Raw genomic sequence first — 20,923 nt, forward strand, 5'->3', positions numbered from 1 at the left:
ATCGCCCTTCGGGCTCGTCCTCAAACGCCGGACGGGCTGAATTCAGGGGCGGCCGCCCCCGCCACCCCGCGACGCTGTTGGCGAATCCCGCCGGGCGAGAGCCAAGTGGTCGCGCAGTCTCACCGACACGCCGGGAATGCGGCGTGTCGGTGAGACCCACGAGCCACTTGGCAGCCGTCGACCGGATTCGCCAACAGCGGGCCCGGACGTGCTGAGTGGGCATCCCAGTAGCTGACGATCCGTCAGATCGGCGCTACCGTGGCGCACATGGACACCATGGAGACGAGCGCCACGGAACCCACCATCGCCCCCGCCTTCCCGAGGATCATCTCGGTCGACGACCACACGGTGGAGCCCCCGAACGTCTGGCAGGACCGCCTCCCGAAGAAGTACCGGGACATCGGCCCCCGCATAGTCCGGGCGCCGCTGAAGGAGATGACCTTCCTCGGCGGCCGCTTCAAGCCCGTCATGGGCGCCCCCGGCGACGACGGACCGATCGGCGACTGGTGGGTCTACGAGGACCTGCACCGCCCCCTGACCCGCCTCGACACGGCGGTCGGGTACAGCAGGGACGAGATCAAACTGGAGGTCATCACCTACGAGCAGATGCGCCCCGGTTCGTACGACGTTCCGCAGCGCCTCGCCGACATGGACGTCAACCACGTCCAGTCCGCCCTCTGCTTCCCCACCTTCCCGCGTTTCTGCGGCCAGACCTTCACGGAGGCCGCCGACCACGAACTGGGTCTGCTGGGCGTCCGGGCGTACAACGACTGGATGGTGGAGGAGTGGTGCGGCCCGGCGGCGCACGGCCGCCTCATCCCGCTCACCCTCATTCCCCTCTGGGACGCCGAACTCGCCGCCGCCGAGGTCCGCCGCAACGCCGCCCGCGGCGTCCGGGCCGTCGCCTTCTCCGAGATCCCCCCGCACCTCGGCCTGCCCTCCGTCCACACCGACGACTGGGACCCCTTCCTCGCCGCCTGTGACGAGACCGGCACGGTCGTCGCCATGCACATCGGCTCCAGCAGCCGTATGCCCTCCACGTCCGCCGACGCCCCGCCGGCCGTCGGCTCCACCATCACCTTCGCCAACTGCTGCTTCTCGATGGTCGACTGGCTGATGAGCGGCAAGTTCGAACGCTTCCCCAACCTCAAGGTCATGTATGCCGAGGGCCAGATCGGCTGGATCCCGTACATCCTGGAGCGCGCGGATGTGGTGTGGGAGGAGAACCGGGCCTGGGGCGGGGTCGCCGACAAGGTGCACCGGCCGCCGTCCGAGTTGTTCGCCGAGCATGTGTACGGCTGCTTCTTCGACGATGCGTTCGGTCTGAAGAACCTGGACGCGATCGGGGTCGGCAACGTGCTGTACGAGACCGACTACCCCCACTCCGACTCCACCTGGCCCAAGTCCCGCGAGGTCGGGGAGGCCCAGATGGGCCACCTGGACCCGGACGTGGTCGACCGGATCGTGCGCCGCAACGCGATCGATTTGCTGGGGCTGACGGAGTACGGGCTGTGGGCGGGGGCTTGAGTGGGAATCGCGGAAGGCACGGATCCAGGGTGAGGAATGAGAGGTAAGTGTGACACTCGTGTGAACTGTCTGGTCGTCAGATAGCATGATCCCCCTTGGGGGGCCAAGTGCGTTGCGGCTGCCCCCGTGCCGGTTTGCGCAGAGGATTCAGGGGCGTCAGTTGCCGTACACCGCAGAGATCAGCCGTACCAACCCCGGGTGCTTCATCTTCCTCGTGGATCAGTCCGCCTCGATGAGCGATCCCATGACAAGCGGTGAGGTGTCGCCACAGCGCGCCGAGGTCGTCTCGGATGCCATCAACCGGCTGCTGACCGAGCTGTCGGTCAAGTGCGCCAAGGAAGAAGGCGTACGCGACTACTTCCATGTCGCGGTGATCGGATACGGGCACAACCACGTCGGCTCCGCCTTCCAGGGCGCGTTGGCCGGCCGCGACCTCGTTCCGCTGAGCGAGGTCGCGAACAACCCGGCCCGGGTGCAGAGCCGTACCAAGAAGGTGCCGGACGGCGCTGGCGGTCTGGTCGAGACCTCCGTGCAGTTCCCGGTGTGGATGGACCCGGTGACCAACGGCGGTACACCCATGACGCGGGCTCTCGGCTACGCGGACTCGCTGGTCGCGAACTGGGTCGAGGCGCACCCCGGGGGCTTCCCGCCGATCGTCCTCAACCTCACCGACGGCGAGTCCACCGACGGTGACCCGACCAGCGCGGCCATCGGCCTCGCCTCGCATGCCACGGCCGACGGCGCGGTGCTCCTGTTCAACCTCCATGTCTCGGGCAGCGGCGGCACCCCGGTCACCTTCCCGGACAGCGAGGAGGGGCTGCCGGACACGTACGCACGTCTGCTGTTCCAGATGTCGAGCGTGCTGCCCAGCCACATGCGCTCCTACGCGGCTTCGCAGGGCCACCGGGTCAGCGAGACGACCCGGGGCTTCGTCTACAACGCCGACATCGTCAACATCGTGGAGTTCCTGGACATCGGCACCCGCGCGACGGAGCTGCGCTGACCATGGGGGACCTCCCGGTGCTGCCGGACCGGCAGCTGCTGCGGGTGCCCAAGGCGGGCAGCCTGCGCGAGGAGTGCGAGGACGCCGGTTACGTCTTCCCCGGTGACCCGTGTGTCGACGGCGAGGGGCGGACCGTCGCCTCGCTGTACGCGGCCGTGTCGGACGGCGCCTCGGAGAGCCTGCTCGCTGGTCCCTGGGCCGAACGGCTGGTCAACGACGCCGTCGAGTCCATGTGCCTGAACGGTGACTGGTGGCAGGACCTCGGCGCGTTCGTCGGCGACCTCATGCGCCGTTCGGGCGACAGCTGGGACGCCTTCCTCACCTGGTACCAGGCCGACCGCGCCGAGCGGGGCAGGCCGATCACCTGGTACGAGCAGCCCGGTCTGGAGAAGGGCGCCTTCGCCACCGTACTGGGCGTCGAACTCCGGTCGTCCGTGGCGGAGAGCGGTGAGGTGAGCTGGGACTGGTACGCCTTCGCCCTGGGTGACAGCTGCCTCTTCCACCTGCGGGACGGCCAGGTCCTCGGCGCCTTCCCGATCAACGACCTGGACGACTTCGGCATCACCCCGCAACTCCTCGGCAGCCGCAACCATGACGTGGCACTGGTCGCCGAGCGGGTGAGAGTCGCCCACGGCACGCTGCTCCCCGGCGACGAACTCCTCCTCGCCACCGACGCGCTGGCCGCCTGGCTCCTGACCCCACGCCCCGAACTGCCCGCTCCCGGGCTGCTGTTGGCCGAACTCGCCGAACTCGGCGAGGAGTCGTTCGAGGAGTGGGTGAACGACCAGCGGGCGCGGTCCCGTATCCGAAACGACGACGTGACGCTCATCCGGATGAGGGTGAGAGCGGAGGGGTGATGGCGGTCTCCCACGGCGGCGGGTTCGCCGCCGGATCCGGAGCGGTCGGAAAGTTCCCGACGGGAGCCAACTACGCGGAGGCCCTGCAGCATCCCGAGGTCTGCTTCCGCGACCCCGGCCTCAAGCACGGCACCGTCCAGCAGACCCCCGTACTGGGCCCGAAGGCGATCTCCGGCAACTTCGCCAGCGTCTTCTCGGTCACCGCCCCGGACGGCCAGCGGTACGCCCTGAAGTGCTTCACCAGGGACAGCACGTCCCTCACCAGGCGCTACACGGCCATCAGCTCCGCCCTCGGCGCCCTGTCACACGCGTGGTCGGTGGGCTTCGAGTTCCTGGACGAGGGCGTGCTGGTCGCCGGGGAGTGGTACCCCGTGGTCAAGATGGCCTGGGTCCAGGGCACCGACCTCCTCAACTGGCTCGACCGCAACCGCACCGACACGGCCGCCGTCCAGGCACTGGCCGACCGGTTCCTGGCTCTGGTGGCCGATCTCGACAAGGCCGGCATCGCTCACGGAGACCTCCAGCACGGCAACATCCTGGTGGCGTCCGACGGGACGCTTCGCCTCGTCGACTACGACGGGATGTACGTACCGGCCCTCAAAGGCGAGAAGGCCACGGAGAACGGTCACCGCAACTACCAGTCCCCGTCCCGTACGGCCGCCGACTTCGGCCCCGCGATGGACCGCTTCTCCGCCTGGGTCATCCAGCTCTCCCTGCTCGCCGTCGCCGCGGACCCCGGCCTCTGGACGCAACTCCACGACCCGCACGGCGAGTTCCTGATCCTCTCCGAGGCCGACTTCACCGAACCGGCCATGTCCCTGGCCTGGCCGGTGCTGCTCGGCCACCCGGACGAACGGGTCCGGGCCGTGGCCACCCGGGTCAAGAACCTCCTCGGCAAGCCGTGCGCCGCGCTGCCCGCCCTGACGCCGGACGCCGTGGCACTCCCCAAGCGGCGCTCGGCATGGGGCAAGGGCCAGGCCGCGGCCAAGGGCGGGAGCGGGGCAGCGGCCCAGGCATCGGCGACCGCGCCGCCGACCGCCTCCGGCCCGCTCGCGCACGGCGTACCGGCCTGGATGACGGGACACATACCGGCGGCGGCCGCACCCGCCGCCGGGGGTACGGCAGGACAGGCCGCCGGGAGTACGGCAGGACAGGCCGGCCCGGGCCCCGCCGGGCAGCCCGCCCCGGGCTTCGGCCGACGGCGCGCGGGTGACCTGGTCGTGGCGGCCTCCTCCCTGCTCGGCAACGCGGCGCCCGGCGCCCTCGCGCTGGCCGCCGTCCAGCCCTACGGGTACCTGCCCATGACCCAGGGGCTCGCGCTCGCCGTGTCCGGGGCCGCGATCGGCCTCGGGCGACGGCTGCGCCCCGAGTACCGTGCCGCGAAGGCACGCGTACGCGAACTCCACCTGCGCGCACGCGAGTTGAAGGATCCGGCCACCGCCCACCAGCGCCTGGAGAAGGACATCCGCAAGCTGGACGAGTCGGTCGCCAAGGACAACGCGGCCTCGGACAAACGCCTCCAGGCGCTGACCACCGAACTCAAGGACGGCCAGGCCCGCATCACCGTGGACCTGAACCGCAGCACCGGCCGGATCCAGAAACAGCTGACGGAACTGTCCGCCAAGGAGGCGCGCCGGATCGCCTACGCCCTGGCGCCCGCGGTCCAGGCGCACATCCAGGAGAGGCTGCGCAAGACCTCGATCCAGGAGGCCCGCAAGCTCACCAACATGGGCGACAAGATGGTCCGGGCCCTGATGGACGCGGGGATCCGTACCGCCGCCGACTTCACGGGCGTGGCGTTCGCCCAGCAAGGGGGCGCCTACCTGGTGGGCACCAGCGGCCAGTGGATCAGGGTGCCGGGTATCGGCGAGGCCAGGGCCAACACGCTGGAGTCCTGGCGCCGGGGCCTGGAGCAGCGCGCCCGGGCCACCGCGCCGACCAAGGTGCCGCCAGGGGTCATGGCGAACATCCAGATCGAGATGGCCACCCTCCGGAACCAGCTGAACGCCGAGCTGAAGCAGGTCGAGGCCGGCGCCCAGCGGAGCCGCGACGCCCTGAAGAACCGCATCGCCGACGAGCGGCAGCGGCTCACTGCCGCGCGGCAGCGGCGGGGCATGGAGAGCCAGCGGCAGCGGGCCGAACTCATCCAGCGCCAGAAGCGGCTGGCGGGCGCCGAGGCGGAGCTGGCACGGGTGAGGACCGACCTCGCGACAGCACGGGCGGAGACCCGACGCACACTGGGCACCCGCCGCTACGTGAAGCTGCTGGCGACCGGCCGCTGAGGGGCGTACACACCGCTCACGGTGCATCCCCGTCGCGTCGGCGGGGGTTCCTGCGGGCCAGTCGGCCCGAGACCGGCGCGGTGCCGAGGTCCGCGCCGTCGCCGTCCTCGTGGCGCAGCACCCAGTCGTCGAGGTCGAGCGCGGCTTCCCGGGGATGCCGTGCCACATGGATCTGCCACCACCTCGCCTCGCCCGGAGCGCCGCCGACGGCTGTTGTAAAGCGGTCGCTCGCGGTGTGCGGGGGCAGGTTCAGGAGCGCGCCGATCAGTCGCCAGTCGGCGCCGCCCAGTCGCTCGTACACGACGGCGGCCTCCAGGAACCGGTGTGCGGCCGTGAGTACCCGGGCGGCCTCGGCCAGCACGGAGCCGGGGGCGCCGGTCGTGCCGTCCGGCCTCAGCTCGTGCTCGCCGACCGGGACGGCGGCGCGGGCGAGCTCGGCCAGTTCGTACGCCTCGTAGGCCAGCACAAGCCTGGCCCGCGCCGTGTCCGTGTACGGGGTGGCAGTGCCGTCGCCCCCATGGCCTTCATCGTCCTCGTTGCCGGTGGCCGTCATGTCAGTCGTCCAGGGCGCGGAGGAAGTACAGGGCGGTCATCGTCACCGCTGTGGTCAGGACGATGGTTCGCAGGGCCCGGGCCGGCAGGCGCAGGGCGAGGTGGGCGCCCAGGTAGCCGCCGGCCAGGGCGCCGGTCAGCATCGTGGTGAGGAACAGGGGGGTGGCCAGGGCGTCCGAGGCGAGGAGGAAGAGGGCGCTCGCGCTGAGGTAGGCCGCCGCGACCTGGACGATGCGCATCGGGTTGGCGGTCGCGGGGTCGAGGCCGAGGGTGAGGCCCCACAGGGCGAGCATCAGGATGCCTACGGCTCCGCCGAAGTATCCGCCGTAGACGGAGAGCAGGAACTGGCCGAGCAACAGGGCTCGCGGGCCCATGCCAGGACGGCGTCCCGGACCTCGGGAGAGCGCGGCCGAGGCCCGGCGTCCGAAGGCGAGGACGAGGGTGGCGAAGGCCAGGAGCCAGGGGACGGCGGCGTCGAACGTGGTCGAGGGGAGGGCGAGGAGGAGGCCGGCGCCGAGGCCGCCGCCGAGGGCGCTGGCGGTGCTCAACTCCGTCGTGGAGACCGTTCCGACCTGGGGGATCTCGCGTCGGCAGACCCAGGCGCCGGCGACCGAGCCGGGTACGAGGGCGATGGTCGAGGCCGCGTTCGCCGTCACCGGGGGCAGGCCCACCGCGACGAGGGCGGGCAGCGCCACGAACGTGCCGCCACCGCCGACGGCGTTCAACACCCCGGCAGCGACCCCGGCCAGCAGAACGAGCAGCAACTCGGACACCGGTCGAGCATCACTTCGCGGGTGCGGTCTCCACAATGCGCGATTCACGTACCGAGCATGAGGCTGTGCCTAAGGCTGGGGGAGAGGGTGCCGCAGAGGGTCGGACGCCGTTCTCTCTCAACCGGCGTGAAGGACCCGGAAGCGGTCGGGTTCCGCCGGATCTCGATCAACGACTTGGATGGGCGGCCAGGCCCACTGCCAAACGCTGATGCCCGGCGTGCGGGAGAAGTGGATCCGCCCGCGGGTGCCTTCGACTGCGACGCGCGGCCAGGATTCGGCAGTACGCGCCCGGTCCGCGCCGTGAGGGCGCAGCACATCGGCGAGGACGGCGACCGTGTCGTAGCCCTCGAAGGCGACGAATGAGGGCGCTTCGGCCAGCCGCTCGCGCAGGGCCGTCTCTACTCGTGCACCGAGTGGGCTGAGGCGTTCGGGCAGGTAGCGCAGGAACGGGATCGCGGTGCCGTCGTCGCCCAGCAACGTTGCCCATTCGGCGAACTCCGGTTGCCCGGCCGGAGCACCGATCATGACCTCGGCAAGGCGCTGGTCGCGGCGGACGGACTTGACGACCGACACCGCCGGCTCCGGGTGGCCGACCAGGAGAAGGAGGGCTGTCGCGCGGTTGTCGACGAGTTCGTCGCACACGGCGGTGGGGGTGAGCGCGCCCATGTCGAGTTCGATGACGGTGCCGCCGCGCGGAGCGAGGTAGTCCCGAAGGATACGGACCCCTGACGCCCAGTAGACACTCGGCTGGGCTGCCACGGCGATTCGGGCGTGGCCCGCGCCGAGGAGGAAGTCCGCGTAGATCTGCCAGCCGCGGGACTGCGGCGGGGAGAGGCGTGCGACCCATTCCGTCGGCTCCTCGGTGAGCGCGTCGAGAACCGCTGACGAGCAGAGGAACGGCAGACCGAGGGCGTCGGCCCTGGCGGCAGCGGCGCGAGCGACGACGCTGTGATACTCCCCCACCAAGGCGGCCACGCCCAGGCGAGCCAGTTCATCCACGGCCGCCGCGGCCCTCTGCGGATCAGCCGCGGTGTCCCGGACCACTAGCTCAAGTGGTCTTCCGCCGATCCCGCCGGCCTCATTGACCTCGCCGATGCCCAGCTCCAGTCCAGCGAGCAAGTGCCGGCCCGCCTCGCCCCAGCCGGGCCGAGTCAGTGGAACGAGAGCGCCGATCTGGACGGATGATCCGTCAGTTCGCTCCACTCCAGGCGGTGGTTGCGGTGGTGGGGCTGGTGGCGTATTCATGCGTTGCAGTCACCTCGGCAAGCCAAGATCATCGGGACGTGCAGCCTACCCACGCACAAGCCCGCGATCCAGGTGTGCGACTTCCGCAACCGGCGTCCAGCAGGCCCTCGTTGTCCCACCGCCACCTGATCGCCGACTGCCTCGGCATCATTGGCGTCCGCCGGGGCCTGGACGGCACCAAAGCCGTCCTCATACTCCGCACCGTGACCGCCAACGGCACCGGGCCGGGCCCGGGCCCGGTTCTAGAGTGGCGCGGGTGCGCTACGACCTCGACGATCTGCGGCTCTTCCTCGGCATCGTGACCGAGGGGTCGATCACGGCGGGCGCCCGCCGGATGCATCTGAGCCTGCCCTCGGCCAGCGCCAGGGTGCGGGCGCTCGAACATCATGCCGGCGTGGCCCTGTTGATCAGGGGCAGGCGAGGAGTGCGCCCCACACCGGCGGGGACCGCGCTGGCCCGGCACGCGCGCGAGGTGCTCGACCGGACGGCACGGCTCGAAAGCGCCGTCGCGAGCTACGCCCGGCCCCGGACCGCACCCCTCACCCTGCTGAGCGGCGGCTCCGCCATGCACCGGCTGGTGCCGAGAGCCCTGGTCTCGTTCCTGCGGGCCCACCCGGACGTCGATGTCACCGTCGCCGAGAGCCGCACCCCACGAACGGTGCGGATGCTCGTGGCCGGCGAGGCGGATCTCGGGGTCGTCGTCGACAACGAGGCACACGACCGGGGCCTCGTCATGGAATCCCTCGGCGACGACTCCCTCGTCGTCATCGGCCAAGCAGGCGGACTTCTCGCCGGGCGCACGACACTGACGTACAGCGAGGCCGCCGAACACCCCCTCGTCGGACTCGACGCCGCGTCGTCGCTGCGCCGCTGGATCGAGAGGCACATCGAGAAGCATATCGGCCCGCACGCCCCGGCGCCGCGCTACCGCACCACCGTCGCCGACCTCGGCACCCTCGTCGCCCTCGCGGCCGCCGGCGTCGGGCTCGCCGTCGTTCCGCGCCGCGCCCTCGACCCAGGCCCCGACCGGCAGCCCCTCGACGTCTGCGCCCTGCAGGACTCCTGGGCCCGCCGGCACCACCTGCTGGCCTGGGGCACGAACGCCCGCACCTCCCCCTCGGCACCGGCCGTCGAGGCACTCGCCGAACACCTGCGCAGGGCGGCCCGTTCGCTGCCGGAGTCCGATCCGGACGTCCACCGGCCCCCTGTCTGACGGATCATCAGATGCGACGATCTGGGGACTGTCCGGTCCGCAGCCTGATACGCGTTTATGCCGACCTTCTCGAAACTATCGGAACCCCAAGCTGATCAGGAGCCGGTCCTCTCTCCTTCCCTCTTGTCTGACGCAGTGTCAACTACGACTATGGGGGCGCTCCACCTCATGTGACGACCGTCAGTCAGGGGAGGCGCCCCAATGCGAGTTTCACCCAACGGTCTACTGACGTACGGGATGCAGCTGCCCGTCCAGTCCCAGAGCACCCTGTACGCCGAGCCCTGGGAGGCGGACACCGGGGCCGGGGATCTGGTCGGGATCGCGCGGGCCGCCGACCGGGCCGGGTTCGCGTACATCGCGAGCTGCGACCACGTCGCCATCCCCCGCCGTCTCGCCCCCGCGATGGGCACGGTCTGGTACGACCCGGTCGCCACGCTCGCCTTTCTCGCCGGGGTCACCGAGCGGGTGCGGTTGCTGAGCCATGTCGCGGTGGTCGGGCTGCGGCATCCGCTGCTGACGGCCAAGCAGTACGCGACCCTTGATCACCTCTCGGGCGGGCGGCTGATCCTCGGGGTCGGGGCCGGGCATGTGCGGGAGGAGTTCGAGGCGCTGGGGGTGGACTTCGAGCGGCGGGGAGCGGTGCTGGACGAGTCCCTCGACGCGCTGCGGGCGGCGCTGGGGCCGGACGAATTCCCTTCGCATCAGGGGAAGTTGTACGACTTCGAGGGTCTGGGGCAGCGGCCCCGGCCGGCACAGGAGCGGGTACCGCTGTGGGTGGGCGGCTCGTCGCCGGCCGCCGTACGCCGGGCGGCCGCACGCGGGGACGGCTGGCTGCCACAGGGAGACCCGCGCGACCGCCTCCCCGCGCAGATCGCCCGGCTGCGGCGCCTGCGGGAGGAGGCGGGGACGGACGACCGGCCCTTCGTGGTGGGCGCCATCACCGAGCCCCTGTACGTCGGTGAGCCGGGCTGGGACGTCGGCCGCCGCACGCTCACCGGGCCGCCGGAAGCCCTCGCCGAGTCGCTGCGAGCGTACGCGGACATGGGCGTGCACCAGATCCAGGTGCGCTTCCGCAGCCGGAGCCGGGGCGAACTCGTCGACCAGATGGGCGCGTTCGGGGCAGAAGTGGGGCCGCTGTTGTAGGCCGCTGGCGTGGGGCAGCTGTTGTGGGGCTGGAGGCGTCGCCCGTCCTTACCGGGGGCGGTTGCCGCTGCCATGAACATCGGTAGCGCGAGGAAGAGGCGGTCGGTCTCGGAGCGGTCCGCTGGTCGGTGATCCAGTCATCTGCCTGTTCGTGGGTGATGGCGCCGGTGGAGTGGGCTCGCTCGGCCAGGCCGGTGAGGAGGGGCGACATCGCTGGGCCGGTGCGGACTCCGGTGTGCACCTCGACCGTCACGTCGTCGAAGCCGGCGGGCCAGGCGCGGCCGTCGAGCAGGGCCTCGCAGAAGGTGGCTCGGGTGCGGTCGGCGAGCAGGCCGGCGGTTTCGGCGAGCGGGGACATGAGGCCATGATGCCGTGGGGACTGTTCGGGGAGTGCCGAACTGTTCCGGTCCTAGCGTCGGTGCCATGACACATTCGACGCACACCTTTGATTCGTACGCGGACGTACGGGCCGCGCTCGCCGACCCGGCGCTCGTCCCGGAGCCGGTGACGGCAGGCGGCGGGCGGGTCGGGGGGAGTGTCGCGTGGCTGCGTGCCAACGTGGCCCGGTTCAGCTCGGGTGAGACGCATCGGCGTCGGCGGGGGCTTGTGGAGGAGGAGTTGGCCCGGCTGGAGCCCGCCGGGCTACGGCGGGCGGCGGCCGGGCCCGAGGGTCAGGTCCGGGTGCGCGTGGTGCGTACCCTCGCCGAGGCCCTGGGGATGGCGGATCCCGCGGCGGTCGCTGAGGCCGTGGTCGTGGTGGCCGGGGCTTATTTCGGAGGCGAGGACCCGGCGGTGGAGGCGGCTGCCGACGAGGCGGTGGCCCGGCTTGTGGCCCAGCTGATGCCGGGGCGGGCGGATGCAGCCGCCGTGGAGAACGAAGGTGCTCTGCAGAACGAAGGTGCTCTGGGGAACGAAGCCGCCGTGGAGGATGGAGCCGCCCTGGAGAACGAAGGTGCTTTTGGGAACGAAGCCGCCGTGGAGGATGGAGCCGCCCTGGAGAACGAAGGTGCTCTGGGGAACGAAGCCCCCGTAGGAGACGGCGCCGCCCTGGAAGCCGTCGCCAACCGTATCGGGCTGCTGGTGCAGGCCTGTGCCGCGACGGCCGCGCTGGTGGAGGCCGCGGGCGACGGCGACGTACCGCCGGCCCGGGTGCTCCGGGAGGTTCCGCCGGTACGGATCATGCGCCGGGTCGCCGCCCGCGCCACCCGGGTCGCCGGGCGGGAGATCGCCGAGGGCGATGTCGTACTCCTGGATCTCGCCACCGCCCATCGGGCGCACCCCGTGCCCCTCACCTTCAGCGCACCACCGCGGGTCTGTCCCGGCCGCGCGCACGCCCTCGCCCTGGCCGACGGTCTGCTCGGCCGCCCGTCGACCGCCTTGGCGCGCCTGCACCACCGGCCCACCCCGCTCCTGCTGCCCAACGCCTGGGACCACGCCTCCGCGGCCGCACTCGCGGCGCGGGGCTTCGAGGCGATCGGCACCACCAGTCTGGGCGTCGCCGCGGCCGCCGGGCTGCCGGACGGGGCGGCCGCGACCGCCGCGGAGACCCTGGCCCTCGCCCGCCGGCTCGGGCAGAGCTCCAGTTCATTCCTCTTCACCGTCGACATCGAGGGGGGCTTCAGCGACGACCCCGAAGAGGTCGCCGAGTTGGCCCGAAAGCTGTACGAGGCGGGCGCAGCCGGCGTCAACATCGAGGACGGCCGCCCGGACGGCACCCTCGCCCCCGTGACGCTCCACGCCGCGAAGATCGCCGCTGTCAAGGCCGTTGTCCCCACGCTGTTCGTGAACGCCCGCACCGACACGTACTGGCTCGGACGACAGAAGGACGAAACCGGGGCCCGCCTCGCGGTCAACGACATCAGGGAAGAGACCCAGGCGCGCCTCGCGGTCTACGAACAGGCCGGTGCGGACGGGGTGTTCGTGCCGGGGCTGTCGGATCCGGACGGAATCGCCGCGCTGCTGGCGACCCTCGTCGTCCCACTGAACATCCTGTACGCGCCGACCGGCCCCACCCTCGCGGACCTGACCGCACTGGGCGTGGCCAGGGTCAGCCTCGGCTCGCTGCTCTACCGCAGGGCCCTGGCCGCGGCCGTGACCACCGCGTCCGCCATCCGCGACGACCGGCCTTCGGACCTCCCCGCCCTCTCGTACACGGAAGTACAGGCATTGGTATAGGCATTGGCAGGGCCTCGGTTGCAGGAGCCGCCCGCCCTGCCGCTGAAGACAGCAGGCGGAGACGGACGGCTGTGCCTGACCACTACCGAGGCGCCGGGCCCCGCCCGGTCCGGCAGCGGGGGCAGCGGCACGGCGGCCACCGGAGCGAATCCGGAAGCCGCTCGCTGTCGTGCCTGCCGGTGATGGTGCGCTGCCATACACGGCCGTCGGATTCGCCGTCAGGGCCGACCCGGTAGGTGCGGATGACCAACCGGGACACCTCGCCCTCCGGGTACCGCCCGGCCTTCACCGCGCCCCGCCGCCCGCGACCGGCCGTCCCGCGAGCACGCACTCGGCAGGCAACGCCGGCGTCGTTTCCGTCCCGGGTAGCCTCAACACCCCACCACCGCCTCGGCGCCCACGACATGCCGGTCCAGGTCGATACCGAAGTCGGCGGCAAGAACGAGCGCGATCCGCCGCCGTTCCTGCTGGGCCTGCCGGTCCTGTTCCCGCTCGACGGCGACGAGGTACGGGCGGACCAACGGGGAGGCGCTCCCGTCGTACGGGCCGTCGTCCAGGCCGTAGGGGGAACGGGGGGGTCGGGGGCCGCGGCATGGCCGCGGCAAGGGCCTCGGGCCTGAGTTCGGGGACCGGTGGGGCGGGGCGGTAGGCCGCTCGCCGCCTACCGGTGCCGGGCGCGAGTACGCCTAGCATCCAGCGCAGCAACGCATGGACAATGCTCATTGTCGTCAACTCCATCCAGTTGATGGCCACGCCCTCGGACGGGTCGCATCCGTCGCGGGGGTCTTCTCGTGTCATGGCCGACGTTAGGGCAACCTGGTCATGCCCTGCCATGGCATGACACAAATGAGCCTGGTTTTCCTTGGCCGCATACGGTCAACCCATGGTGGACATCCCGGAGGGCTACGGCCCGGACGACGAACTTGACCCGGAAGCAGCGGACCCGCTCTACCTGCAACTCGCTGCCGTACTGATCTCCCGGATCGAAAACGGCGTGTACCCGTTGGGGCGAGCCGTGCCTGGAGTCGACCGGCTCATGCAGGAGTTCGGGATCGCGCGCGGGACGGCCCGTAAGACGCTGGTCCTGTTGGCCGAGATGAGCTACGTGCGTACGGTCGTGGGCAAGGGGTCGTTCGTCATCGAGCGAGAGTCCGCCGATGTGCCCGAAGGCCACGGGTCGGGTTCGACTGCCGAGTCCGAAAGTGATGAAGCATGACCATTGACTGGGATGGGCCAGTCCCGCCGTACCGTCAGATCGCCGGGAACCTGAGCGCCGGTACGGACGACGGCAGCACCATGCCCAGCCGCCACGTGTGGTGACAGACTGGACACCTCGGTTCATCGCCCAGGTCGCGGTTCCGGGCGCCCAGTACGTCGGGCTGAGTACGGGCGGCGGCCCGATCTGGAACACGTGGTCGACTTGACCACCGGGTCGTTCGCCACGCTTGTGCTGGACCGGGGGCCTGGTGCGGCAGGGCGGCCCGTTGTGGTTGTGGGACACCGTCGAAGAGGCGATCGGCACATGGCGGGACACCGGAGCGCCGCCGCAGACCGAGTTCGGGCTGACTGCCACCCCGCGCCGTCGGCGGGTCTGGCTCGACTCCCCGCAAGGGCCGGGCTGGGACCTGCCCGACGAGAGTGTCGTGATCGAAAGCGTCGTTCACCGTCCTGGGGAAACGCTGATTCCAACCATCACAACCCCTTTGACGGGGTCCAGGACTTCTGGATGTGCGACCGCTTCCGGGTCGGGCTCACGCAGTACGAGTCGGACGGTACCCAGATCAGCAGAGGCCCGACGTCGGTCATGCTCCGTTGTCCGACGGGACCGCTGTCGGTGCTGTTCAGACCCGGCCTCGCCGTGACTCACACACACGGTTCTATGCGACTACGTGACTGGACGGCGGGTCGCGCTCGTGGCAGGGGTAGAACGGTCCGTAGCTTGCTCATCGCACAGACCGAAGGGGTCTCAGTGGAGGAACTACGGATCATCGCCGGCGGGCAGTGCAAGAGTGACGACGACGAGTGCGGGAACGGTGACTGCCCGACCGTCTACGCCACCCCGGAACCTGGCATGCTCGCCATCCAGGGCTACGACGTGACTCACCCGACGCCGGACGGCGAGTCGGTTGTACTGATCCCCGAAAGCATCCTGAAGGAGGCGGCCCGTGCGCAGGGATGGTTCTAGCCCCGTGCTGCTGGACGGCGAGGAGTGGCAGGCGTACTTCCGCGACTTCAAGCGCTCCGCGTTCCGGCTCGAAGTGCACCAGACGTACACGATGCCTTTCGAGGCCGAGACTTTCCGTGGGTTCCTGGACGGTGAGCCGATGCCGGACGGGTTCAACGCGGAGTGGCATCGGACCATCCAGGATCATGTGGCCGCAGGACGGACGATGACGCGCGCGAAGATCGTGCGTCAGCCGCTCACGCCGTACAGCCGCTATCTCTTCGGGTGGGCCATCCCCGGCAATGTCGCGGCAGGGGAGAACTACCAGATCGTCGATATCACCGACCGGCCGAATCCCGGGCTGCCGGAACAGGACTTCTGGCTGTTCGACGAGACTACCGTGGTTCATCTCAACTACCGGTCCGACGGGACTCAGATCAACCGGGAGTTGATCCAGGACCCGGAAATCGAAAAGTATCTCGCGTGGCGGGACCTCGCTCTGGAAAGTGCCGTACCGTTCAGTGTCTATCGAACCTGAATCACAATCCCGGGAACGCAAGGACTTGGCGGAGGCCCTTCGGGGTCTCCGCCGCGCTTCCGGCCTCAGCGGTGAACGCCTTGCGCTTCGCTGCAATATGAGCCAGACAAAGATCAGCCGTATTGAAACCGGGAGGGCCCTGCCATCGGTCATTGACGTTGCGCGCATCCTCAAAGCCCTGGAAGTACCTGACGAGGTTGCCGACGAACTGCTGAATCTGGCCCGACGGGCCAATGTCGACTACGCGTCTTGGCGTGCTTACGCACGCATTGGCCTTCACCACAAACAGGCCGAACTGAAGGCACTTGAGGGTTCGTCGCGAGTGACGCGGCATTTCCTTCCTGCCATCCCCACCGGCCTGTTGCACGTTCGTGAGTACGCGGTCGAGACCCTGTCGCCCACGGTGGCCGGCGATCCGACCAGGGACGTGGCGCGGGCCGTCCAGGCCCGTATGGACCGTCAAGCCGTCCTGGATGACACATCACACGCCTTCTGGTTCCTGATGACTGAGCAGGCGGTCAGATGGCAGCGTGTCAGCACCGAGGCGATGGCGGCGCAGTGCGCGCACATGGCCGAGGTCAATCGAAGGCCCAATATCCAACTGGGGATAGTTCCGCACGGGGTGCATGTTCCCGGCACTCCCATGAACATCTTCGTTGTCTACGACGACCGCCTCGTCACTGTCGAACTGTTCTCCGGAGAGGTTGTGCTGCGCGACCCCAAGGACATATCCCAGCACCTCAGCCTGTTCGACTTCTTCTGGTCGCACGCCCTCACAGGAGATAGCGCTTCAGCATTTTTGGAAGACGCTGCCGGCGAGTTCAGGCGACAACGTGACTAACGCTCCACAAGTGCCCGTTGAGGCGCGATGATGAAGTCATGTGGAGAGGGAAGGAAGGCACGGAATCCGAAGACTCTGGACGGGCGGAAACTCTCTGTCCCGGCTTCCTGAGCGAACCTTCGGCCATTCCCGGATGCCCTGTATGTCTGTCTCGCTGCGTCGCCAGAGAAAATGCGCGCTCCACGGGTGACCACAGCGCGCTTTCCGACGCGAATGTTGAGCTGCGTCGGCATCAGGCAGAGGCGCATGCCTCGTGAGCAAAGGAAGAGGCTCAGACCCGGACCGCTCTACCGACTGGCCGTTGATGACCATACGGATCTCCCGTGACTCCGGACGGACTTGGGAACCCCCGCGTCCTGTTTTCACGACGGACGACCTCGCGCCTCTGATCACGGCTGAATGGCCGCCATGCCGCTGCCGACGCTGCACTGCGCGCAGCCAGGACCCGGCCCGCTGAGATCCGTTTCCCACTCTCCCTCAACTTCCGCCCACCAGGGGCGTAAGCGCGGTCGGCCATGACCGCGATCAGCTGAGCAGCAGGAACAGGAAGGTGCAGCAATGCTGAACGGAAGTGACCTGTACGCGCTCGACATCGACGGGGCGTCGTTCGTGAAAGCCTGCGGCGGCAACACCCACCCCGACGGGGAATCCTGCGTGACCCTCGCCCGGATCGGGGACGGCGCCTGGGCCCTCGGCGACAGCAAGCGGCCCGGCGCGGAGCCGCTCCGCTTCACGACGGAGGAACTCGACGCGGCCGGGATCAATCCGGCGCGGTTCGGGCTCTCCGCCTGACATCCCCTACAGCAGGCGGCCGGTTCCGGTTCCCGTCCACCGAGCCGGGACCGGCCGCGCCGCCCCTCCCACGCCCTCGATCGGAAGCGACTGGTGCACCACCACGGCTATCTGTGGACCGGCCCGAAAGAACGCTTCGACAGCGAAGCCCTACGTCGGCCCCCGCACCCCGAGCCGCCCCCAGTCGGCGCGAGACCGGAGCTGATCCAGCGCTACCGGGAGGTGGCGGCGGAGTTCCGGGGCGTCGATCTTCCGCCGCTGGAGACGGCGTACTGGCTGATCAAGCCGCCATCCCTGGTTCGCGGCACGTGGGAGGAGGCGAAGGACGCGGCAGTCTGGCTCGGCGAGCGGCTGGCCGAGTACGCGCCCAGGTTCGCCTCCGACCACGACCGCGACATCACCCTCCTGGCCACACTCGTCAACTCCGCTGCGCAGCGGCTGAATTCGGGAGCGGACGTGTCCCTCGGCCGCTACCTCGAACGACCTACGTACCTCTCCCTGACCGTGGTGACATGCTCCCCGAACCGCTCGAAGCCCGAGCTGGGCTGTCCTGTCGCCCATGGGCGGACCGGAGCTTAGGGCCGACGGCGCGCGAACAGGATCGCCCCCGGCGCGCTCTCGTCGAGGTCGAGCAGGAGTTGGGCTTCGACGGTGAAACCGGCGTCGCGCAGCCAGGTCGCCACTCGGTCGGGGCGGCGGCGGTGGACGTGGACGTTCATCGGGTGGCCGCCGTAGCCCTGTGTCTTCAGGGTCGACTCGTCGCCTACGTGGAAGCCGAGCAGGAGTGGTCCGCCGGGGCGCAACACCCGCCGGAAATGGGCGAAGACGGTGGGAACGGCGTCGTCGGGGACGTGGATCAGTGACCAGAAGGCGAGCAGGCCGGCGAGCGAGGCGTCGGCGAGGTCGAGGTCGGTCATCGAGCCCACCTCGAACCGCAGGCCGGGATGGTCACGCCGGGCGACGTCGATCATCACGGGGGAGAGGTCGATACCGAAGGCGTCCACGCCCAACTCCCGCAGGTGAGCGGTGACATGGCCGGGGCCGCAGCCCACGTCCGCGACCGGCCCGCCGCCGTCGGCGATGCGTACCAGGTCGGCGAACAGGGACAGAGCCGCTCGAAGGTACGGTTTCCCGGCCAGCGCCTCGCGTAGGAGGTCGGCGTAGTCGGCCGCGACCGTGTCGTAGGAGGTCCGAGTGTCTGCCAGCCAGCGATCCGCGTCGTCCATGCGTCGACACGGTAGTCCAGGGATCGGTCGCCCTGACATGTGTCATTGAAATTTTGAACATGTCGGCGCCGGGGTGCGTATAGAACGGGCGTCACGACTTCAGCGGAAGGACACGCGAAGTGCGATCCCCCCGGCACGTCGGCATCACCGTTCCCGCAACTCGTTCCCGTGGTCTGTCCGTCGCGCTCGCCTGTGCTCAGCGTGACTGGCCGCACCGCGACTGGCCCGCCCCGGACGACCCGTACGTACACCGGGTGCTGCACATGGCGCCGCCCTACCGGGGGCTCCATGAGGCCGACGTCGATGTCGTGATCCTGCGCTGCGAGGACCCGTCGGTCTCGTTCCCGGGGCTGCTGAAGGCGATGGGGGCGATGAGCGCTCCGGTGATCGTCGTCAGCCCGCGCCGGGACGGCGAGGCGGTCGTCGAGGCGTTCCGGGGCGGGGCCGGCTATCTGGTCGAGGGGGATTACTGCACCTGCATGCTCTCCTCGGCGGTCATGGCCGCCACGGTCGGCCACACCTACCTCTCGCCGATCGCCTGCGCCACCATCCGGGACGCGGCCCAGCGGATGCCGGACGCCCAGGAGGCGACGGAGCGGCTGCGCTCTCTGCTCTCGCCCCGGGAACGGCAGATCATGGAGCTCCTCTCCACCGGCCTCGGCGCCCAGGAGATCGGGCTGCGGTTAGGACTGAGCGAGAAGCCCGTCCGCAACAACCTCAGCAACATCTACGCCAAGCTGGACGTCCGGGGGAGTACGGAAGCGGTACTGAGGTGGCTGGGGGCCGCCTCCGCTGTTCGCGTATGAGAACGAGTCGCGTATGAGAACGAGCCCCCGCGTCCCCACGGGGGCTCGATCCCGTCGCACCAGCCGGTTGCCGCTCTTGCACCGGCTGGTCGTTCTCTTTCGTTCACCTCTATCCGCTGCTCGCTGCTGCTTCTGCTCGCTATTCGCTATTCGATGGAGACATCCGACAGCGGGATTTCGACGTCGGTCACATTCGCGCCGCCCTCACCGAATCCGGGCTCGGAGCGGACGCTTTTCGTGCTGTTGAGAAGCCCATTGGCCTGGGGCGTACCGCACTGCACGTTCCGCAGCCAGAGGCGGCCGTCCGGGGTTCCGCTGTTCAGGAGCTGCGGATAGAAGACGTGAACGCTGGTGGCTCCCTCACTGGGGGAGAAGAAGACCGTCTTGCCGTCCTGTGCTTCCTTGTACGTCGCCCGCAGGAATCCGCTCACGTCGGTGCGCTTGTGGGACCACATGAAGAAGGCGATGTGGTCCGCCTTCACGGTGTCGCTCCTGGTGAAGGAGAACGAGGACGTGGTGTCGTCACGCTTGATATTGATTTCCTGCGTGTTGAACTTGACGCCGATCTCGAAGAACGAGCTCCCCAACTTCGTGCTGCCGTCCACGCCGAAGCCGTTCTCCAACTGGATGACGCGGGTCGCGGAGGCGGTGCCGCTGAAGGACTTGGTCGCGGGAGTGCTGACCCCGCAGTTGTCGGTCACGCTGGTGACCCGCTCGTTGGGGCCGAGGCTGTTCGCCTTGTTCTGGACGTCGACGAACTCGCAGTTCTCCAGTTTGTCCGAGTCCGTACGGCAGTCCGTGGCCACCTCGTCGGGGGTGGCGGCACCCGCGCTGTACATCAGCGGGACGGCCAGCCCGAGGGCGGCGACCGGCGCCAGGGCGAGGGTGATGCGCTTCTTCTTGCTGCGGTGGCTGCCGCTGCGCCCGGTGCGTGACATGCGTGTCTCCTACAGGGGAAGGGAAAAGGGAAGGGGGAGGGGGAGGGGGAGAGAAACGGAAGAGCGGCCGGGGGCCAGCAGTCCTCCAGTACGACCTTGGAGGTGCCGTCCGCGAGCCCGGGCGTGCCTGCGGCGCTCTCCAGGATGACCGGGCCCTCGACCACTTCCTGGGCCACGAAGTTCTGCTCGGGGGAGGGGTTCACGGCGAAGCTTCCGGGATCGGCGTCGAGGTGCACGCGCCATTCGCCGGTCATGCGCTGGATCTTCGGGGTGAACGTCACGTGCATGATCTTGCCGACGGGGACTTCCCGCTGTTCCGACTCGCTGGCGGTGGCCGACTTGATGGTCATGTCCAGCGTGCCCTTGTGCTTCACCCAGGAGCCGCTCAGGGCGCCGAAGAGACCGCCGAGGGCGCCCTGCTGGGTCACTCTGTAGATGCCCTGGCCCTGAGCCACCGTCTTCGAGAACTCGGTGGTCACCTTGGACGGTTCGGTGGCGTTCGGCTCGCAGTTCGGGAAGTCGACGGTGACCTTCTCCGTGGGGCCGTCGAAGACCTCGAACTTCGTCTCGACGAAATCACAGGTGTCGGACCGGAATCCATCGGCGAAGCCGCCTCCGAAATCAGCTGTCGACTGCTGTTTTCCGTTGAGGACCGCGGTCCTTTCGCACATCGCCATGATCTCATCGGGCGTCTTCTCCTCGGCCGCGTTGGCCGATGGGAGCAGCACGGTGACGGCGGCCGCGCCGGTCGCCAGTGAAGCGCCGATCGCGATGTACCGGACCTTCTTGTTCCTGAACCGCCTCTTGGCCATGTGTGAATCGCTCCTTGGGGGTGGCTTTACCTTGCG

20 protein-coding genes and 1 pseudogene are annotated in these 20,923 nt (G+C 69.6%); 14 read left to right on the forward strand and 7 right to left on the reverse strand.

Going from position 1 to position 20,923, the window contains the following annotated elements; translation table 11 throughout:
• Nucleotides 1-267 precede the first annotated feature (267 nt).
• The 4 genes from F3T56_RS12535 (at nt 268) to F3T56_RS12550 (ending at nt 5,669) form a co-directional block, all read left to right on the forward strand.
• Nucleotides 268-1,527: an amidohydrolase family protein gene (locus F3T56_RS12535; protein ID WP_149825088.1), complete on the forward strand. Its 1,260-nt coding sequence runs from the start codon at nt 268-270 to the stop codon at nt 1,525-1,527.
• 160 nt (nt 1,528-1,687) lie between these two features.
• Nucleotides 1,688-2,530, forward strand: coding sequence for a vWA domain-containing protein (locus F3T56_RS12540; RefSeq protein ID WP_149825089.1), 843 nt, complete (start codon nt 1,688-1,690; stop codon nt 2,528-2,530).
• A gap of 2 nt (nt 2,531-2,532) precedes the next feature.
• Nucleotides 2,533-3,387 carry a hypothetical protein gene (locus F3T56_RS12545; RefSeq protein WP_149825091.1) on the forward strand — a complete coding sequence of 285 codons (855 nt, stop codon included), beginning with the start codon at nt 2,533-2,535 and terminating at the stop codon, nt 3,385-3,387.
• Nucleotides 3,387-5,669: a protein kinase domain-containing protein gene (locus F3T56_RS12550; RefSeq protein WP_149825093.1), complete on the forward strand. Its 2,283-nt coding sequence runs from the start codon at nt 3,387-3,389 to the stop codon at nt 5,667-5,669. The genes F3T56_RS12545 and F3T56_RS12550 overlap by 1 nt, the downstream gene beginning before the upstream one ends.
• 16 nt (nt 5,670-5,685) lie before the next feature.
• Here F3T56_RS12550 and F3T56_RS12555 read toward each other — a convergent pair whose 3' ends face one another.
• From F3T56_RS12555 to F3T56_RS12565, 3 genes are all read right to left on the reverse strand, one after another.
• The gene (locus tag F3T56_RS12555; protein ID WP_149825095.1) at nt 5,686-6,222 is read right to left on the reverse strand and encodes a hypothetical protein; all 537 of its coding nucleotides are present in this window, start codon (nt 6,220-6,222) and stop codon (nt 5,686-5,688) included.
• A gap of 1 nt (nt 6,223) precedes the next feature.
• Nucleotides 6,224-6,994: a sulfite exporter TauE/SafE family protein gene (locus F3T56_RS12560; RefSeq protein ID WP_149825096.1), complete on the reverse strand. Its 771-nt coding sequence runs from the start codon at nt 6,992-6,994 to the stop codon at nt 6,224-6,226.
• A 117-nt stretch (nt 6,995-7,111) separates the two neighbouring features.
• Nucleotides 7,112-8,239 (reverse strand): ABC transporter substrate-binding protein, encoded by a 1,128-nt coding sequence (locus F3T56_RS12565; RefSeq protein ID WP_149825098.1) that lies wholly within the window; start codon nt 8,237-8,239, stop codon nt 7,112-7,114.
• Nucleotides 8,240-8,495: 256 nt separating this feature from the next.
• Between F3T56_RS12565 and F3T56_RS12570 the strand changes: the two genes are divergently transcribed.
• The 3 genes from F3T56_RS12570 to F3T56_RS12590 all read left to right on the forward strand — a co-directional run bounded on the left by F3T56_RS12570 (nt 8,496) and on the right by F3T56_RS12590 (nt 12,770).
• Nucleotides 8,496-9,452: a LysR family transcriptional regulator gene (locus tag F3T56_RS12570; RefSeq protein ID WP_149825100.1), complete on the forward strand. Its 957-nt coding sequence runs from the start codon at nt 8,496-8,498 to the stop codon at nt 9,450-9,452.
• Nucleotides 9,453-9,653: 201 nt separating this feature from the next.
• Nucleotides 9,654-10,595 (forward strand): LLM class F420-dependent oxidoreductase, encoded by a 942-nt coding sequence (locus tag F3T56_RS12575; protein ID WP_149825102.1) that lies wholly within the window; start codon nt 9,654-9,656, stop codon nt 10,593-10,595.
• A gap of 423 nt (nt 10,596-11,018) precedes the next feature.
• Nucleotides 11,019-12,770 (forward strand): isocitrate lyase/phosphoenolpyruvate mutase family protein, encoded by a 1,752-nt coding sequence (locus F3T56_RS12590; RefSeq protein WP_149825104.1) that lies wholly within the window; start codon nt 11,019-11,021, stop codon nt 12,768-12,770.
• Between the two features lie 371 nt (nt 12,771-13,141).
• Here the strand turns inward: F3T56_RS12590 and F3T56_RS47725 are convergent, their stop codons facing one another.
• Nucleotides 13,142-13,291 (reverse strand): hypothetical protein, encoded by a 150-nt coding sequence (locus tag F3T56_RS47725; protein WP_246203588.1) that lies wholly within the window; start codon nt 13,289-13,291, stop codon nt 13,142-13,144.
• Between the two features lie 362 nt (nt 13,292-13,653).
• Here F3T56_RS47725 and F3T56_RS12600 point away from each other — a divergent pair, with 362 nt between their 5' ends.
• From F3T56_RS12600 to F3T56_RS12630, 6 genes are all read left to right on the forward strand, one after another.
• A complete protein-coding gene (locus tag F3T56_RS12600) occupies nt 13,654-13,986 on the forward strand; it encodes a GntR family transcriptional regulator (protein WP_149825105.1) in 333 nt (110 codons plus the stop codon).
• Nucleotides 13,987-14,709: 723 nt separating this feature from the next.
• Nucleotides 14,710-14,955 carry a hypothetical protein gene (locus F3T56_RS12605; protein WP_425473567.1) on the forward strand — a complete coding sequence of 82 codons (246 nt, stop codon included), beginning with the start codon at nt 14,710-14,712 and terminating at the stop codon, nt 14,953-14,955.
• Between the two features lie 4 nt (nt 14,956-14,959).
• Nucleotides 14,960-15,472, forward strand: coding sequence for a DUF6879 family protein (locus F3T56_RS12610; RefSeq protein WP_149825107.1), 513 nt, complete (start codon nt 14,960-14,962; stop codon nt 15,470-15,472).
• Complete coding sequence (locus F3T56_RS12615; protein ID WP_246203589.1) at nt 15,456-16,313, forward strand: helix-turn-helix domain-containing protein; 858 nt, start codon at nt 15,456-15,458, stop codon at nt 16,311-16,313. Before F3T56_RS12610 ends, F3T56_RS12615 begins: the two co-directional genes overlap by 17 nt.
• 558 nt (nt 16,314-16,871) lie before the next feature.
• On the forward strand, nt 16,872-17,105 hold the full coding sequence (locus tag F3T56_RS12625) for a DUF397 domain-containing protein (RefSeq protein WP_149825111.1): 234 nt from the start codon (nt 16,872-16,874) through the stop codon (nt 17,103-17,105).
• Nucleotides 17,106-17,198: 93 nt separating this feature from the next.
• A complete protein-coding gene (locus tag F3T56_RS12630; protein WP_149825113.1) occupies nt 17,199-17,684 on the forward strand; it encodes a hypothetical protein in 486 nt (161 codons plus the stop codon).
• On the opposite strand, the gene F3T56_RS12635 is transcribed toward F3T56_RS12630, so the two are convergent.
• Complete coding sequence (locus F3T56_RS12635; protein WP_149825115.1) at nt 17,681-18,331, reverse strand: class I SAM-dependent DNA methyltransferase; 651 nt, start codon at nt 18,329-18,331, stop codon at nt 17,681-17,683. The genes F3T56_RS12630 and F3T56_RS12635 overlap by 4 nt on opposite strands.
• A gap of 119 nt (nt 18,332-18,450) precedes the next feature.
• On the opposite strand from F3T56_RS12635, the gene F3T56_RS12640 reads away from it, so the two are divergent.
• Entirely contained in the window at nt 18,451-19,137 is a 687-nt protein-coding gene (locus tag F3T56_RS12640) for a response regulator transcription factor (RefSeq protein WP_149825117.1), read from the forward strand.
• 146 nt (nt 19,138-19,283) lie between these two features.
• On the opposite strand, the gene F3T56_RS12645 is transcribed toward F3T56_RS12640, so the two are convergent.
• Nucleotides 19,284-20,075 carry a hypothetical protein gene (locus F3T56_RS12645; RefSeq protein WP_149825119.1) on the reverse strand — a complete coding sequence of 264 codons (792 nt, stop codon included), beginning with the start codon at nt 20,073-20,075 and terminating at the stop codon, nt 19,284-19,286.
• Nucleotides 20,076-20,152: 77 nt separating this feature from the next.
• A pseudogene (locus tag F3T56_RS12650) lies at nt 20,153-20,887 on the reverse strand (hypothetical protein); the annotation flags it as partial.
• Nucleotides 20,888-20,923: the final 36 nt, after the last annotated feature.

The organism is Streptomyces tailanensis, from assembly GCF_008386495.1.
GTDB lineage: Bacteria > Actinomycetota > Actinomycetes > Streptomycetales > Streptomycetaceae > Streptomyces > Streptomyces tailanensis.